The 13,770-nt window shown below is 65.3% G+C and carries 16 protein-coding genes, 2 tRNA genes and 1 riboswitch; of the genes, 8 read left to right on the top strand and 10 right to left on the bottom strand.

Annotated features, from left to right (window positions below; all coding sequences use genetic code 11):
• Positions 1 to 62 precede the first annotated feature (62 nt).
• Together P24_RS04775 and P24_RS20615 are read left to right on the top strand one after the other, a co-directional pair.
• Positions 63 to 386: an NIPSNAP family protein gene (locus tag P24_RS04775; protein WP_008943565.1), complete on the top strand. Its 324-nt coding sequence runs from the start codon at positions 63 to 65 to the stop codon at positions 384 to 386.
• Between the two features lie 104 nt (positions 387 to 490).
• On the top strand, positions 491 to 619 hold the full coding sequence (locus tag P24_RS20615; RefSeq protein ID WP_272943347.1) for a hypothetical protein: 129 nt from the start codon (positions 491 to 493) through the stop codon (positions 617 to 619).
• Positions 620 to 626: 7 nt separating this feature from the next.
• On the opposite strand, the gene P24_RS04770 is transcribed toward P24_RS20615, so the two are convergent.
• From P24_RS04770 to P24_RS04735, 8 genes are all read right to left on the bottom strand, one after another.
• The gene (locus tag P24_RS04770; protein ID WP_008943564.1) at positions 627 to 1,205 is read right to left on the bottom strand and encodes a hypothetical protein; all 579 of its coding nucleotides are present in this window, start codon (positions 1,203 to 1,205) and stop codon (positions 627 to 629) included.
• Positions 1,198 to 1,728 (bottom strand): hypothetical protein, encoded by a 531-nt coding sequence (locus P24_RS04765; RefSeq protein WP_008943563.1) that lies wholly within the window; start codon positions 1,726 to 1,728, stop codon positions 1,198 to 1,200. Before P24_RS04765 ends, P24_RS04770 begins: the two co-directional genes overlap by 8 nt.
• Positions 1,729 to 1,897: 169 nt before the next feature.
• A complete protein-coding gene (locus P24_RS04760; protein ID WP_008943562.1) occupies positions 1,898 to 2,695 on the bottom strand; it encodes an FAD binding domain-containing protein in 798 nt (265 codons plus the stop codon).
• A 36-nt stretch (positions 2,696 to 2,731) separates the two neighbouring features.
• Positions 2,732 to 5,113 carry a xanthine dehydrogenase family protein molybdopterin-binding subunit gene (locus P24_RS04755; protein WP_008943561.1) on the bottom strand — a complete coding sequence of 794 codons (2,382 nt, stop codon included), beginning with the start codon at positions 5,111 to 5,113 and terminating at the stop codon, positions 2,732 to 2,734.
• 124 nt (positions 5,114 to 5,237) lie between these two features.
• Entirely contained in the window at positions 5,238 to 5,711 is a 474-nt protein-coding gene (locus P24_RS04750; RefSeq protein ID WP_008943560.1) for a (2Fe-2S)-binding protein, read from the bottom strand.
• Between the two features lie 168 nt (positions 5,712 to 5,879).
• Positions 5,880 to 6,545, bottom strand: coding sequence for a CoxG family protein (locus tag P24_RS04745; protein ID WP_008943559.1), 666 nt, complete (start codon positions 6,543 to 6,545; stop codon positions 5,880 to 5,882).
• Positions 6,546 to 6,679: 134 nt separating this feature from the next.
• Complete coding sequence (locus P24_RS04740) at positions 6,680 to 7,627, bottom strand: ABC transporter substrate-binding protein (RefSeq protein WP_040706601.1); 948 nt, start codon at positions 7,625 to 7,627, stop codon at positions 6,680 to 6,682.
• Positions 7,628 to 7,648: 21 nt separating this feature from the next.
• Entirely contained in the window at positions 7,649 to 8,449 is an 801-nt protein-coding gene (locus tag P24_RS04735) for an ABC transporter permease (RefSeq protein WP_008943557.1), read from the bottom strand.
• A riboswitch (TPP riboswitch) is annotated at positions 8,439 to 8,552 on the bottom strand. It overlaps the preceding gene by 11 nt.
• 90 nt (positions 8,553 to 8,642) lie before the next feature.
• Between P24_RS04735 and P24_RS04730 the strand changes: the two genes are divergently transcribed.
• The gene (locus P24_RS04730; RefSeq protein WP_008943556.1) at positions 8,643 to 9,764 is read left to right on the top strand and encodes an acetoin utilization protein AcuC; all 1,122 of its coding nucleotides are present in this window, start codon (positions 8,643 to 8,645) and stop codon (positions 9,762 to 9,764) included.
• Positions 9,765 to 9,794: 30 nt separating this feature from the next.
• Positions 9,795 to 10,241 carry a DUF192 domain-containing protein gene (locus tag P24_RS04725; RefSeq protein ID WP_202802359.1) on the top strand — a complete coding sequence of 149 codons (447 nt, stop codon included), beginning with the start codon at positions 9,795 to 9,797 and terminating at the stop codon, positions 10,239 to 10,241.
• Positions 10,242 to 10,256: 15 nt separating this feature from the next.
• Here P24_RS04725 and P24_RS04720 read toward each other — a convergent pair whose 3' ends face one another.
• Positions 10,257 to 10,919, bottom strand: coding sequence for a class I SAM-dependent methyltransferase (locus P24_RS04720; RefSeq protein WP_008943554.1), 663 nt, complete (start codon positions 10,917 to 10,919; stop codon positions 10,257 to 10,259).
• A gap of 116 nt (positions 10,920 to 11,035) precedes the next feature.
• Here P24_RS04720 and P24_RS04715 point away from each other — a divergent pair.
• The 3 genes from P24_RS04715 to P24_RS04705 all read left to right on the top strand — a co-directional run bounded on the left by P24_RS04715 (position 11,036) and on the right by P24_RS04705 (position 11,585).
• Positions 11,036 to 11,112 (top strand) — tRNA-Pro (locus tag P24_RS04715).
• A gap of 52 nt (positions 11,113 to 11,164) precedes the next feature.
• Positions 11,165 to 11,470, top strand: a complete 306-nt coding sequence (locus tag P24_RS04710; protein WP_008943553.1) for an ETC complex I subunit — start codon at positions 11,165 to 11,167, stop codon at positions 11,468 to 11,470.
• A gap of 38 nt (positions 11,471 to 11,508) precedes the next feature.
• Positions 11,509 to 11,585 (top strand) — tRNA-Arg (locus tag P24_RS04705).
• A 20-nt stretch (positions 11,586 to 11,605) separates the two neighbouring features.
• On the opposite strand, the gene P24_RS04700 is transcribed toward P24_RS04705, so the two are convergent.
• Positions 11,606 to 11,812 (bottom strand): DUF3185 family protein, encoded by a 207-nt coding sequence (locus tag P24_RS04700; protein ID WP_008943552.1) that lies wholly within the window; start codon positions 11,810 to 11,812, stop codon positions 11,606 to 11,608.
• A 328-nt stretch (positions 11,813 to 12,140) separates the two neighbouring features.
• Between P24_RS04700 and P24_RS04695 the strand changes: the two genes are divergently transcribed.
• Positions 12,141 to 13,769: a sensor domain-containing diguanylate cyclase gene (locus P24_RS04695; RefSeq protein ID WP_202802358.1), complete on the top strand. Its 1,629-nt coding sequence runs from the start codon at positions 12,141 to 12,143 to the stop codon at positions 13,767 to 13,769.
• Position 13,770: the final 1 nt, after the last annotated feature.

Raw genomic sequence — 13,770 nt, 5'->3', positions numbered from 1 at the left:
GACCGGCGCGCCCTGGCGTGCCGAGATGTCCTATCCCTTTACCAATTTTGGATAACACAATCATGATCATCGATCACCGCACCTATGACATCAAGCCGGGCTGCCTACCGAAATTCCTGCAGCTCTATGGCACTGAAGGCTTCCCCGTGCAGCTGAAGCATCTGGGCCAGCCCTTCGGCTATTTCACCGTGACGGATATCGGCCCGTTGAACCAGGTGATCCATATGTGGAAGTACGAGTCGCTGGCTGACCGCGAGGCGAAGCGCGGCGCGTTGCAGGCCGATCCGGCCTGGCAGGCCTATCTCGCCAAGAGCGCCGAAGCGGGCTATGTCGCCCGTCAGGAGAACAAGATTCTGAAGGCAGCACCGTTCTTTGATCTGAAATAATCAGCAAAAACAAACGACTAATAATGTTCATGTTTTGTTCTTGACGTTACGGCGGAACATGCGGCACTCTTCCCGCCAGTAATGATCTGGCGAGGGAGAGTGTCATGTCGGAACAGACTCTGAATGCGATGGACCGGGTGCTCAGCAGCGTTGCCGTGTTCGGCAGTTTCGCCCTGCTGATGGTGGTCATGACCTATGGCTGGCTGACCGCCTTCCGCGTCATGGCGAGCTAAGCCTTTCTTAGTGCAGGTGAGGCGATGCCGGGTGGATGAAGGGCAGGATATTGCCCGCATCCAGACGCCCTGATGCGGCACGTCCTGTCCGTATGATTTCGGTGCCTTTCGGCGGCAGCTGTATGCCGGCGCGCAGCAGGCAATCGGCCAGCAGCAGGGCCGGCAGCTCGAAAAGGCGAATGGCGGCTGGCGTCAGGATCGGCTTGGCCAGTCGGCCAAAAGTATCCTCCCGGTCCATATGGCGGCGTAACCGGCGCTGCTGGCACAGCGAGACGAGATCGAGCAGCAGCTGCTCATCCTCGGTAACGCCGGGACAGCGCGGGCAATTCACAGCGACCTGCCGGCTGGAGCCGCCAGCCAGAATGCTCATCATGCCTTCCAGCGGATCGATGGCATCCAGCGCATAGGCCAGCGCGAAACCTTCCATCAGCGTCTCGCGCGTCTGTACCGGCGGCCAGTTTTGCCGCAACCCGGCAACCCAGACCCGGATGCCCCAGAGCAACAATTTCCGGCCATTGTCGAGCGCGGCGAAGGAGTCCTCACCCTCATGCGGATTATTCAGGTGCGTTTCGCATCCGTCATCCATGGCGGACCTCATGCTGGGCGGCGGTGCCTAGGGGGAAATGCAGGCCGGCCCCGGCCAGCTCCAGCGCGAGATCGCGCCCCAGCCGGGCAGTGACGGCGGCGGCAGCAGGACGCAGGAAGGAGCGGCAGAGCAGGGCAGGGGCGAATTGCTCTCCCGCCTGGCTGTAGCGCAACAGGTCGAGCAGCCGGGCCTCGTCATCGCTGACCGGGCGGCTGCAGGCGGGCCAAAGCCGGATCGGGCGGATGGCGCCATGTGCCAGCGACAGCATGAACAGTTCCAGGCTTCGTAGCGCATCGGGCCGGTGCAGCCTGCGGAATGCCCCCTCCAGCGCATGCTCCACAGGCTGCCCGCGCCGGCCATCGACCCAGAGCCGCATCGCCCACAGGGAGAATTGCTCCGCGAAGGGCATGGCCAGCCGGTCATGCTGGCAGTCGCGGAGATCGACCGGGGACAGGGCCCGCTCACGCGCGTTGGGCGTGGTCTTCGCGGCCGTCATGGTCTTTTCCGGTTCCACGCCTGTCATGTTTTCGTCCCGCCTGATTCGCTGTGCAAGTGATAGTCATTCTTATTTAAGGCGAGATTGTGGTCAAGAGCGTTGGTGGGATGGCCTCATTCAGGGGCGTATTTAACCCGCAAAAGAAAACGCCCTCCGCTGGGGGAGGGCGTTGGTCGCTAGTCGCTTGTGAGGAGGGTCAGCCGGCGGCCTGAACCGCGCGCTTTGCCATCACGCCTATCAGATGCGCCCGGTATTCCGGGCTGCCATGGATGTCGCCATTCAGCCCGTCAGCGGACACGGCAACACCCTCCAGCGCGGCGGCCGTGAAATTGGCGGACAGGGCACTCTCGAAATCGCCCACCCGGAACACGCCGCCTTCGCCAGCGCCGGTCACCGCGACGCGCACGCCGCCGCCGGTCCTGGCGACGAACACGCCGACCAGGGCATAGCGGCTGGCCGGCTGGGCGAATTTGGCATAGGCCGCCTTCTCCGGGATCGGGAAGGCGACCTTGGTGACGATCTCGTCTTCTGCCAGCGCGGTCGAGAACATGCCGTCGAAGAAATCCTCGGCGGCGAGCTGCCGCTTGTTGGTGTGCACCGTGGCCCCCAGCGCCATCAGCGCTGCCGGATAGTCGGCCGCGGGATCATTGTTGGAGATCGAGCCGCCCAGCGTGCCGCGGTTGCGCACCTGCGGGTCGCCGATACCGTGCGCCAGGCTGGCCAGCGCCGGGATCTTCGCCTTCACCTCGGCCGAGTCGGCGACGGCAGCATGCGGCGTCATCGCGCCGATCACCACGCTGTTGCCCTCGACCTTGATGCCCTTCAGCTCGGCGATGCCGGACAGGTCGATCACCTTGGTCGGCTGCGCCAGGCGCTGCTTCAGCGTCGGGATCAGGGTCTGCCCGCCGGCCATCAGCTTCACCTCGTCGCCGGAGGAGAGCGCCTTCAGCGCCTCGTCGAGCGAGGAGGGGCGGGTATAGTCGAAATTGTACATGATGACGTCCTCGTCTGGATCGGGTCTGAACGCGGTCTATTCGGCTGCCAGCGGCGGGCGGGCGGAGCGGATCGCCTGCCACACCTTGGCGGGCGTGGCCGGCATGGAGATATCGGTGATGCCAAGCGGACTCAGCGCGTCGATCACCGCATTGATGACCGCCGGTGGCGAGCCGATGGCGCCCACCTCGCCGCAGCCCTTCACCCCCAGCGGGTTGTCGGGTGCGGGCACATTGTGCGTGTCGAGGGTGAAGTTCGGCAGATTGTCGGCACGCGGCATGGTGTAATCCATGTAGGAGCCGGTCAGCAACTGGCCCTGCTCGTCATAGACGCAGTTCTCCAGCAACGCCTGGCCGATGCCCTGGGCGAGGCCGCCATGCACCTGGCCTTCGACAATCATCGGGTTGATGACCTTGCCGAAATCGTCTACCGCGACGAAGTTCACCACCTCGGTCACGCCGGTATCGGGGTCGATCTCGACCTCACACAGATGCGCGCCGCCGGGATAGGAGAAGTTCAGCGGATCGAAGAAGGCGGTCTCCTCCAGGCCCGGCTCCAGCTCGGTGATCGGGTAGTTGTGCGGCACATAGGCAGCCAGCGAAATCTCGCCGAACGCCTTCTTGCGGTCGGTGCCGGCCACCTTGAACTCGCCATTCTCGAAGACGATGTCGGCTTCGGCGGCTTCCAGCAGATGGGCTGCGATCTTCTTCGCCTTGGTGATCACCTTCTCCAGCGCCTTGTCGATGGCCACGCCGCCGACCGCCAGAGAGCGCGAGCCATAGGTGCCCATGCCGAACGGAATCTTCGCCGTGTCGCCATGCACCACATCGACATTCTCGATGGGGATGCCCAGCCGGTCTGACACCAGCTGCGCGAAGGTCGTCTCATGCCCTTGGCCGTGGCTGTGCGTGCCGGTGAAGACGGTCACGCTGCCGGTGGGGTGGACACGCACCTGGCCGCACTCATAGAGGCCGGCGCGCGCACCCAGCGAGCCGACGACCGCCGAGGGGGCGATGCCGCAGGCCTCGACATAGGTGGAGAAGCCGATGCCGCGGTACCTGCCGCGCGAGGCGGCTTCCTTGCGGCGTGCCTCGAAACCGGCATAGTCGGCCAGTTTCAGCGCCTTATCCAGGCAGCCGCCGGGATCGCCCGAATCGTACATCAGGGCAACCGGTGTCTGGTAGGGGAACTGCTCGCGCTTGATGAAGTTACGGCGGCGCAGCTCCGCCTGGTCCAGCCCCATCTCGCGCGCCGCCTGGCTGACAATACGCTCCAGCAGGTAGGTCGCTTCCGGCCGGCCGGCGCCGCGATAGGCATCCACCGGCACGGTGTGGGTAAACACCGCCTTCACATTGGCGAAGATCTTCGGCGTGGTGTACACGCCGGCCAGCAGTGTGGCGTAGAGATAGGTCGGCACGCAGGGCGCGAAGGTGGAGAGGTAGGCGCCCATATTGGCGATGGTCTCGACCTTCAGCGCCAGGAATTTGCCATCCTTGTCCATCGCCAGATGCGCGGTCGTCACATGGTCGCGGCCATGCGCGTCGGTCATGAAGCTTTCTGAGCGCTCGGCGGTCCATTTGATCGGCCGGTTCACCTTGGCCGAGGCCCAAGTGACAATCGCCTCCTCGGCATAATGGTAGATTTTCGAGCCGAAGCCGCCGCCGACATCCGGCGCCACGACGCGCAGCCGGTGCTCCGGTATCTGCAGCACGAAGGCGCCCATCAGCAGGCGAATGACATGCGGGTTCTGGCTGGTGGTGTAGAGGGTGTAGTCGCCAGTGGCCGGGTCATATTCGCCGACCGCCGCGCGCGGCTCCATCGCGTTCGGCACCAGCCGGTTGTTCACCAGCTCGATCTTTGTCACATGGTGCGCGCCCTTGAGGGCGGCATCGATCTCCGCCTCGTCGCCCAACACCCAGTCATAGCAGAGATTGCCGGGCGCCTCGTCCCAGACCTGCGGCGCGCCGCCTTCCAGCGCCTTCTTCGGGTTGGCGATGGCCGACAGCGGCTCGTAATCGACCTCGATCAGCTCGGCGGCGTCCTTGGCCTGGGATCGGCTCTCGGCGATCACCACGGCAACCTGATCGCCGACATGGCGCACCCGGTCCACCACCAGCGGCGGATGGCCGGGCTCCTTCATCGGCTCACCGTCGCGCGAGTGGATCTGCCAGCCGCAGGGCAGGCCGCCGACACTGTCGGCCGCCATGTCCTTGCCGGTGAACACCGCGACGACGCCGGGGGCGGCCATCGCGCGGGACGTGTCGATCTTGCGGATTTTCGCGTGCGCGTAGGGCGAGCGCAGGATGTAGGCGTGGGTCTGGCCGGGGCGGTTGATATCGTCGGTGTAATGGCCCCGACCGGTCAGAAAACGCTGGTCCTCCTTGCGGCGGACCGAGGCACCGATGCCAGTAGCAGACATGTTCTTCCTCCCTTTTGGCTGCCCGCGCCGGAATAGGGCGGGTGGCGCAGGAACTGCCCGGTATTCCGGGAACTGTCCGCCGGCGTTTTTGCCGGTTCTTGCTTTCCTTATCTTTAGTTAATCGTCAGGCGGCGCTCATCTTCTCGGCGCCGGCTTTGATGGCCTTCACGATGTTGTGGTAGCCGGTGCAGCGGCAGATATTGCCTTCCAGCCATTCGCGGATGGTGTGTTCGTCCGGCTTCGGATTGTGCTTCACGAGGTCGATGGCGCTCATCACCATGCCGGGGGTGCAGAAGCCGCACTGCAGGCCGTGATGCTCGCGGAAGGCCTCCTGCATCGGGTGCAGCGTGCCGTCCTTCGCCAGGCCCTCGATGGTGGTGATCTCCGCGCCGTTCGCCTGCACCGCCAGGGCCGTGCAGCTCTTCACCGATTCGCCGTCGATATGGACGACGCAGGCGCCGCACTGGCTGGTATCGCAGCCGACATGCGTGCCGGTGAGCTGCAGGTGGTCGCGCAGGAACTGCACCAGCAGGGTGCGTGCCTCAACTTCGCCTGAGACCGGCTTGCCGTTCACCTTCATGGAAACGGAAATGGCCATACGAACCTCCCACTGTTCTCTATTCTGCGTTCGGTAGTCAGATGTGACGGTCCCGCGGTCGCCGCAAGCCGCCCTTGGGACTTAATGATTAATATTACTCTCCCGCGCGGCACAACCAAGGTCAAGCTACGGTTGCACGACACTGGCCGGCCGCGTCGGGATTCTGCCTCAGCCGGCGAAGAAGGCGGCCAGCGCGATGATGGCGGCGACCAGCGACACCAGGATCATCGGCGGCACGCCATGCTCGTAAGACGGCACGGGCGTGGCCACAGGAGCATGGTCGTGATCCGACATGGCCGGCTGCGGCGCAGCCGCCGGGGGCGGGGCAGGAGCAGCAACCGGTTCGGCAGCCGGTGCGGGCGCGGCAGGCGCCGCAGTCTCTGCCGGCGCGGGGCCGGCGACAATCTCGGAGAATTTCTCGAAGAATTCGCCGGACAGCTTCTTTGCCGTCGAATCGATCAGGCGGGAACCGATCTGCGCCAGCTTGCCGCCGACATTGGCGGTCACGGTGTAGTGCAGGATGGTGCCGTCCGGCCCGTCCTCTTCCAGCCGTACCTTGGCGCCGCCCTTGGCGAAGCCGGCGGCACCGCCCTTGCCCTCGCCGCTGATGGTGTAGCTCTCCGGCGGGTTCAGCTCGGACAGGGTGACCTCGCCGCCGAAGGTGGCGCTGACCGGGCCGACCTTCGCCTTCACCTTGGCGCTGAACTTGTCGTCGCCCTGCTTTTCGATGGACTGGCAGCCGGGGATCGCCTGGCCCAGAATGTCCGGATCGTTCAGTGCTTCCCAGACCTTCTGGCGCGGTGCGGGAATACGTTGTTCGCCCGTAAGCTCCATGTGGCTATCTCTCGCTATCGGCTTCGGCTGTGCCGCCCGGACTGTCCGCCAGGCGGCGTTTCGACCGTAACCTTAGTGGACAGGTCAGAGGGGGGCAAGCGCGCCCCGGACCATTTCCGGGGCGCATCAGTACATTAGTACGGCAGCTCCACCGCATAGCTGGCCACCGGCTTGATCTCCCGGATCAGCTTGGCGTCCAGCAGGAACCGGGCGAACCGGTCATAGCGCGCATTGTCCATTGCCGCCGGACGGTGGGCGAAGCGCGGCAGCGTGTCGAACCAGGCGCGGCGGTTCAGCTCGTCATTCAGCTCCGGCCGCCTGGCGCGGAAGGTGTTCCAGGTCTCCTGCGGATGGTTGATCAGGTACTGCGTGCCCTTCTCGACGGCGGACAGGAAGCGGCGCAGGCGTGGATCGCCGACGCTGTCCTTGTGCGCGACGTAAATCAGCTGGTCGAAGGGCGGCACGCCATGCTCCTCGATATAGAAGGCGCGGCCCTTCTTGCCGATCAGATCCATCTGGGTCAGCTCGAAATTGCGGTAGGCGCCGACCACCGCATCGACCTTGCCGGAGGCGAGGGACGGGGAGAGCGAGAAGTTCACATTCACCAGCGTGATGTCGGCGAGCGTCAGCCCGGCGGAGCGCAGCACCGCGCCGAGCACGGCTTCCTCCGTCCCGCTGACCGAGAAACCGACGGTCTTTCCCTTCAGATCGGCGACGGTCTTCACCGGTCCGTCGGCCAGCGTCAGCACGGTGGAGAGCGGCGTGGCCACCAGCGTGCCGATGCGCACCAGCGGCAGGCCCTGGTCGGCCTGCAGATGCAGCTGCGGCTGGTAGGAGATGGCGATCTCCGCCTTCTTCGCCGCGACCAGCTTCGGCGGGTCGTTCGGGTCGGCCGGGGCGATCAACTCCACCTCCAGATTCTCGTCGGCGAAATAGCCCTGGTCGAGGGCGACGAACAGTGGCGCATGGTCCGGGTTAACGAACCAGTCCAGCAGTACCGTCAGCTTGTCGGCAGCCTGGGCCTGAAGTGGCAGGGCGAGGGCCGCGGCAAAAGCCAGTGAACGCAAAAGCTTGAGAGTCATTCTTTTCGTTCCCGTGAAGGTTTATCGAAGGTCCGAATGATCGGTCTCGGGCTGCCAGTGCAGGATACGCCGGCTGGCCAGGTCGATCGTGAAATAGAGGGTGATGGCCATCGCCGCGAGCACCAGCAATGCTGCGAACATCAGGTCGATCTGCAGCCGCGCATTGGCGTGCAGCATCAGATAGCCAAGGCCGGCGCTGGACCCCACCCATTCGCCGACCACCGCGCCGATGGGGGCAACGGCAGCAGCGATGCGCAGCCCGGCGGCGAGGCCGGGCAGGGCGGCCGGAACCCGCACCCGCCAGATCAGCCGCCAGCCCCGGCAGCCCAGCGTGCGGGCGCTGTCGATCCAGGCCCGGTCGGTGCGGCGCAACCCGTCATGGAAGGCGGCGGTCACCGGAAAGAAGATGATGAGGGCGGCCATCGCCACCTTGGAAGCGAGGCCATAGCCCAGCCACAGCACCAGGATCGGCGCCAGCGCAAAGACCGGGATAGCCTGGCTGACCACCAGCACCGGCATCAGCCAGCGCCGGACCTCGCCAGACAGCGCCATGACCAGCGCCGTGGAGATGCCCAGCGAGACGCCGAGCAGCAGCCCGACGATTATTTCCGTCAGCGTCACGCCGGCATGCGGCAGGATGATGTTGCCGCGCTGCAGCAGGGCGGCATAGACATCGGCGGGGCCAGGCAGCAGGAAGGATTCGATGCCGGTCAGCGACACCAGCGCCTGCCAGGCCAGCAGCAGGCCGGCCAGCGTCACGACGGGGCGGAACAGGGCCCGGCCCAGGGTGCGCGCATGGCGGAAGATGAAAGTCCCGTGCATGTCCTCTTCCCTACGCCCGTGCTAGCGGGATCAGGTTCTTGGGGTCGTCGCATCCCCGCGCGGGAGGCGACCTCTCAGCCTGATGGCTCCCCCGAGGTCGGCGCGAACTATGGCACAGGCGTTGTGTCATGCAAGGGGCGATCTATACATGCCACGATTGACCGGACGAGGCCGCCGACGTACCTGAAGCATCATGCTTGAAAAGCCGATCCTTCTGGGCAGCGACATCTACCGGCACTCGATCTACGGGCGGAAGCATCCGCTCTCGATTCCGCGCGTCTCGCTGGTGCTCGACCTGATCCGGGCGTTGGGCTGGTTCGATGAGGCCCGCTACCGCGCCGTCGAGCCGGCAACACGCGAGCAGCTGACCCGCTTCCACGCGCCGGACTATGTCGAGGCGCTGATGCGGGCGGAAGAGACGCGCCATGTCCCACCGGAGGATCAGGAACGTTACAATATCGGGCGCAACGGCAACCCGGTCTTCGCCGAGATTTTCCGCCGGCCCGCCACCTCCTGCGCTGCCTCCATCCTGGCGGCCGGCCTGCTGAAGGAAGGCGGGGTGGTACACAATCCGGCGGGCGGCACGCATCATGGCCGGCCGGACCGGGCCAGCGGCTTCTGCTATTTCAACGATGCGGTGCTCGCGATTCTGGCCTTTCTGGATCAGGGGCTTGAGCGCGTGCTCTATATCGATCTCGACGCCCATCATGGCGATGGCGTGCAGGACGCCTTCCATGACGAGGAGCGGGTGCTGACAGTGTCGATCCATGAGCAGGACCGCTGGCCGCGCACCGGCGCGCTGGCGGACCGGGCTGGCGGCATGGCGCGCAATATCCCGGTGCCGGCGGGCTTCAACGATACGGAGATGGCCTTCCTGGTGGCGGAGGCGCTGCTGCCGCTGGCTGACAGGTTCCGCCCGCAAGCCCTTGTGCTGCAATGCGGATGCGACGGGCTGGAGGATGATCCGCAAAGCCGGCTGTCGCTGTCCAACCGCGCGATATGGAACGCCGTGGCGACGCTGCATCGGCAGGCGCCCCGCACGTTGGTGCTGGGCGGCGGCGGCTATAACCCCTGGGCGGTAGCGCGCTGCTGGGCCGGCATCTGGGGCGTGCTGAACAGCCAGCCCCTCAATGGACAGCCTCTTGACGAGCCGCTGCCGATGCCGGCGCAATCGCTGCTGCGGGAGATCGTCTGGAACCACAGCCGGGGCCGGACCCCGCCGGAGCACTGGTTCACCACTCTGGCGGACGCGGCCCGCCCCGGCCCGGTGCGGCCGGAAATCCGGGCGGCGGCCCGGGCCATTCTTGAGGATTAAGGCCAAGACATGCGGAAATTCTTCTTACCGATGCCGGTTCTGCTGCTGGTGATGGCCTTGTGGACCGGCGATGCCGTCGCGCAGGGGGCGGCCAGTTTCGAGCGCAGCGGCCTCATCATCGAGACGGCGCAGGGTCAGCAGCACCGGTTCGATGTCGAGATGGCGGTGACGCCCGCCCAGCAGGCGCAGGGGCTGATGTTCCGGCAGCAGATGGCGCCGGAGGCCGGCATGCTGTTCCTCTATGACCGGCCGCAGGGTGTCGCCATGTGGATGAAGAACACGCTGATTCCGCTGGATATGTTCTTCATCGACGCGAAGGGGCGAATCACCGGCATCGAGGAGCGCACCGTGCCGTTTTCGACCCAGACCATCGAATCGCCGGGCCTCGCCAGCGCGGTGCTGGAGCTGAATGCCGGCACCGCCGAGCGGCTGGGCATCCGCGTCGGCGACCGGCTGGTGCACCCGGCGTTCCGGTAAGCCTTAGCGCTTGCCTTACCGCTTCCGGGCCAGCGTCAGCCCGTCGCCGATGGGGATCATCGCCGGGGTGACGCGCTCATCCTTCGCGATCTTGGCGTTCAGCGCGCGGATGGCAAGCGTGTCCTCATCCTGCTTTGCTGGATTGATGACGGAGCCGCCCCACAGCACATTATCCACGCCGATCAGCCCGCCGGGGCGCAACAGGGTCAGGGCCGCCTCGTAATAGCGGTCGTAATTGCCCTTGTCGGCATCGATGAAGGCGAAGTCGAAGCTGCCGGACTGGCCGTTGGCGATCAGCCCCTCCAGCGTCTCGGTCGCGGGTGCGATGCGCAGGTCGATCTTGTGATCGAGGCCGGCTTCCTTCCAGTAGCGCCGGCCGATCCCGGTCCATTCCGTGCTGACGTCGCAGCACACCAGCTTTCCGTCAGCGGGCAGGGCCATGGCGACGCACAGCGCGCTGTAGCCGGTGAAGGTGCCGACCTCCAGGCAGCGCTTCGCGCCGGTCAGCTCGACCAGCAGCCGCATGAACTGCCCCTGTTCCGGGGAAATCTGCATCCCGCCGGCGGGCAGGCTGGCGGTCTCCTCGCGCAGCTTTGCCAGCAGGGCGCTCTCCCGCACGCCGGAGGCGATCAGATAGGCGCGCAAATCCTCGGTCATTCCGGTGGTGGTGCGGGACATGTGCTGTTCCTTGAGAATCGTTCGCTTGGTCAAAGCTAACGCCTCGCCCGCCGTGAGGGAAGGGGCGCAACATCCTGCTTGCGCCGCCTGCCTTAAATCCCTAGTTTCCGGGCATTCGGGGTGTAGCGCAGCCTGGTAGCGCGCCTGCTTTGGGAGCAGGATGTCGGCGGTTCGAATCCGTCCACCCCGACCAGTTTGGTCAGGTTCCAGTTTGGCCGGGTAACGTCTAGTCGAGGGGAAACAGGATGTTGGCGCGCATCTATCAGCCGAGCAAGACCGCCATGCAGTCGGGCCGTGCGGGAACGCACCGCTGGGTTCTGGATTATGCGCCGGTGACGCCGCGCCGGCCAGAGCCGCTGATGGGCTGGGTCTCCTCCGGCGATACGATGAACCAGGTGCGCCTGCGCTTCGCGACGAAGGAAGAGGCCATCGCCTACGCCCAGAAGCATGGGCTGCAGTTCGTCGTCGAGGAGCCCAAGGCCCGGACCATCAAGCCGAAGGCCTATGCCGACAATTTCGCCACCAACCGCATGCAGGCCTGGACGCACTGACGCATCCAGGCCCGCCGGGTGATCTCCAGTTCATCAACGGCCCCGTAGCTCAACTGGATAGAGCACCGGCCTTCTAAGCCGGATGTTGCAGGTTCGAGCCCTGCCGGGGTCGCCATTTCCTCCGGTGTTCGGGGGTTAGCGTCGGCCGAAGATCAGCAGCGCGCCACCGCCCACGGCGGCCGCGACGCCGGCCACCAGATACCACATGGTTTCGTCCGTATAGCGGCCGGTCAGCGTATTGGAGAGTTCCTCCACCGGCGCTTCCGTGGCCTGCTGGGCGAAGATCAGCAGCACCACGCCGATGGCAAGGGCGACGATCCCGGCAATTCGGCTCATGGTCATTTTTCTTTCCTTTCGTCTGCCTGATCGGATGTTCACAGTTCCTGTCTGTTGACCTGTGCGTCGGCAACCGCCGGGCGTCAGGCCGATATGACAGGTACAACCCTGGCAAGACGAAATTTGTTCCGGCAAAGAAGCAATATCCGCTTACATCTCCGGCGGAGGAACGGCTACTCTCCGTTACCCTGTCCGCTTTCATTGCTGACCTTGCCTCATGCCGCTGGCCATCCTCTCCCGTTCCTTCAAGAGCAGTCTTCGGGTCCGCGTTTTCCTTCTGACCGTCGTCATGTTTGCGGCGATAGGCGCCTGCGCGTACCTGGCCTTCAATTCGATGGTCGATCGCACGATCATCAAGCTGGGCACGCTGTTCGCGGAAAAGCAGGTCCTGTACGACCGGTATCGTGGGCTGGAGACGCTGTTCCGCGAGGCCTCGCTGGCGGAAACCCTGGCGCGCGCGCCGGCAATCCACGACTGGGCGCTGGATGAGGACGATGCGGAAAAGCGGGCGCGGGGCATTGCCGAGCTGGAGCATTACCGTGCCGCCTTCCGGGACGGTAGCTACTTCTTCGTGATCCATGAGTCCGGCAATTACTACTTCAACAACCAGGCCAACGAGTTCGCCGGCAACCAGCTGCGCTACCGCCTGTCGCCGGACAATCCCCGCGATGGCTGGTACTACAAGACCATCGAGGAGAGTCGGGGCTGCCAGCTGAACGTCGATCATGACGACAATATCCGGGTCACCAAGGTCTGGGTGAACTGCAAGGTCGTCGAGGACGACCGGGTGCTGGGCATCATCGGCACCGGCATCGACCTGAGCGACTTCATCCGCGAGGTGGTGAATATCCCGCAGGTCGGTGTGGACAGCATGTTCATCGACCATAGCGGCGCCATCCAGGCGCACCGCGACCCGCGCATGATCGACTTTCACAGCCTGACCAAGGATCTGAAGGCGAAGAAGACGATCTTCGCGCTGCTGGACCGCAAGCAGGATGGCGAGGCGCTGGCCCGCATGATGGAGGAGGTGTCGCGCGGCGGGAAATCCGTCGCCTCGCGCTTCGTGACCATCAATGGCAAGCGCTATCTGGCCGGCATCGGCTATCTGGAGCAGCTTGGCTGGTACAATGTCAGCCTGATGGATGTGGACCGCATCATCGAGCGCGAGCTGTTCATGCCGATTGCGGCGCTGCTGGGGGCGGTGCTGGTGCTGGCGGCCGCACTGGTGACGCTGCTGTTCAAGCGCAGCGTGCTGGACCGGCTGTCCGGCCTGGAGGCGGCGCTGCATCAGGTGGAGGCCGGCGACTACAAGCCCGCCGCGGATGAGCGCGGCGGTGACGAGATCAGCCGGCTGTCGCGCGCGCTGACCGACATGGCCAGGGCAGTGGGTGACAATACGCATCTGCTGGAAGCGCTGGTGAAGGAGCGCACGGCCCGGCTGGAGAAGCTGGCCAATCACGACACGCTGACCGAGCTGTATAACCGCCGCGGCTTTCTGGAGGCGGTGGAGCGGGAGCGCAACCGTGCGGCCCGGTCCAGCGAAACGCCGGGCCTGCTGCTCATCGATCTGGACGATCTGAAGACGGTGAATGACAGCCATGGCCACAAGGCCGGCGACATGGTGCTGATCGAGGTTGGCCGGCGGCTGTCCAGGGTGGCCCGGAACTACGATGTCTGCGGGCGCTGGGGCGGTGACGAATTCGTACTGCTGGCCGCCGATTGCGACCGCAAGACGCTGCGCATCGTCGCCGACAAGATCCTGGCGGCGATCACCGGCAAGCCGGTCAGCATCGGCGACGGCACGGCGATCCCTGTCGCGGTCAGCATCGGCGCCTGCCTGACCGGCCCGGAACGCCCGCTCGACCATTTCATTCCCAATGCGGACACCGCCCTTTATGAGGCGAAAAAGGACGGGCGGGGCCGGGCCGTGATCTTCGAGGAACTGATTCCGCCGGCCGGCTGAG

It is taken from the genome of Oceanibaculum indicum P24, from assembly GCF_000299935.1.
Lineage (GTDB): Bacteria > Pseudomonadota > Alphaproteobacteria > Oceanibaculales > Oceanibaculaceae > Oceanibaculum > Oceanibaculum indicum.
The sequence above is the reverse complement of the archived record's forward strand: the minus strand, read 5'-3'. Positions and strand labels throughout refer to the sequence as shown.

Excerpts from the sequence above, each read along its gene's own strand:
- P24_RS04775 (WP_008943565.1), top strand. The coding sequence starts at position 63 with ATGATCATCGATCACCGCACCTATGACATCAAGCCGGGCTGCCTACCG.
- P24_RS20615 (WP_272943347.1), top strand. The coding sequence starts at position 491 with ATGTCGGAACAGACTCTGAATGCGATGGACCGGGTGCTCAGCAGCGTT.
- P24_RS04770 (WP_008943564.1), bottom strand. The coding sequence starts at position 1,205 with ATGGATGACGGATGCGAAACGCACCTGAATAATCCGCATGAGGGTGAG.
- P24_RS04765 (WP_008943563.1), bottom strand. The coding sequence starts at position 1,728 with ATGACAGGCGTGGAACCGGAAAAGACCATGACGGCCGCGAAGACCACG.
- P24_RS04760 (WP_008943562.1), bottom strand. The coding sequence starts at position 2,695 with ATGTACAATTTCGACTATACCCGCCCCTCCTCGCTCGACGAGGCGCTG.
- P24_RS04755 (WP_008943561.1), bottom strand. The coding sequence starts at position 5,113 with ATGTCTGCTACTGGCATCGGTGCCTCGGTCCGCCGCAAGGAGGACCAG.
- P24_RS04750 (WP_008943560.1), bottom strand. The coding sequence starts at position 5,711 with ATGGCCATTTCCGTTTCCATGAAGGTGAACGGCAAGCCGGTCTCAGGC.
- P24_RS04745 (WP_008943559.1), bottom strand. The coding sequence starts at position 6,545 with ATGGAGCTTACGGGCGAACAACGTATTCCCGCACCGCGCCAGAAGGTC.
- P24_RS04740 (WP_040706601.1), bottom strand. The coding sequence starts at position 7,627 with ATGACTCTCAAGCTTTTGCGTTCACTGGCTTTTGCCGCGGCCCTCGCC.
- P24_RS04735 (WP_008943557.1), bottom strand. The coding sequence starts at position 8,449 with ATGCACGGGACTTTCATCTTCCGCCATGCGCGCACCCTGGGCCGGGCC.
- P24_RS04730 (WP_008943556.1), top strand. The coding sequence starts at position 8,643 with ATGCTTGAAAAGCCGATCCTTCTGGGCAGCGACATCTACCGGCACTCG.
- P24_RS04725 (WP_202802359.1), top strand. The coding sequence starts at position 9,795 with ATGCCGGTTCTGCTGCTGGTGATGGCCTTGTGGACCGGCGATGCCGTC.
- P24_RS04720 (WP_008943554.1), bottom strand. The coding sequence starts at position 10,919 with ATGTCCCGCACCACCACCGGAATGACCGAGGATTTGCGCGCCTATCTG.
- P24_RS04710 (WP_008943553.1), top strand. The coding sequence starts at position 11,165 with ATGTTGGCGCGCATCTATCAGCCGAGCAAGACCGCCATGCAGTCGGGC.
- P24_RS04700 (WP_008943552.1), bottom strand. The coding sequence starts at position 11,812 with ATGACCATGAGCCGAATTGCCGGGATCGTCGCCCTTGCCATCGGCGTG.
- P24_RS04695 (WP_202802358.1), top strand. The coding sequence starts at position 12,141 with ATGGTCGATCGCACGATCATCAAGCTGGGCACGCTGTTCGCGGAAAAG.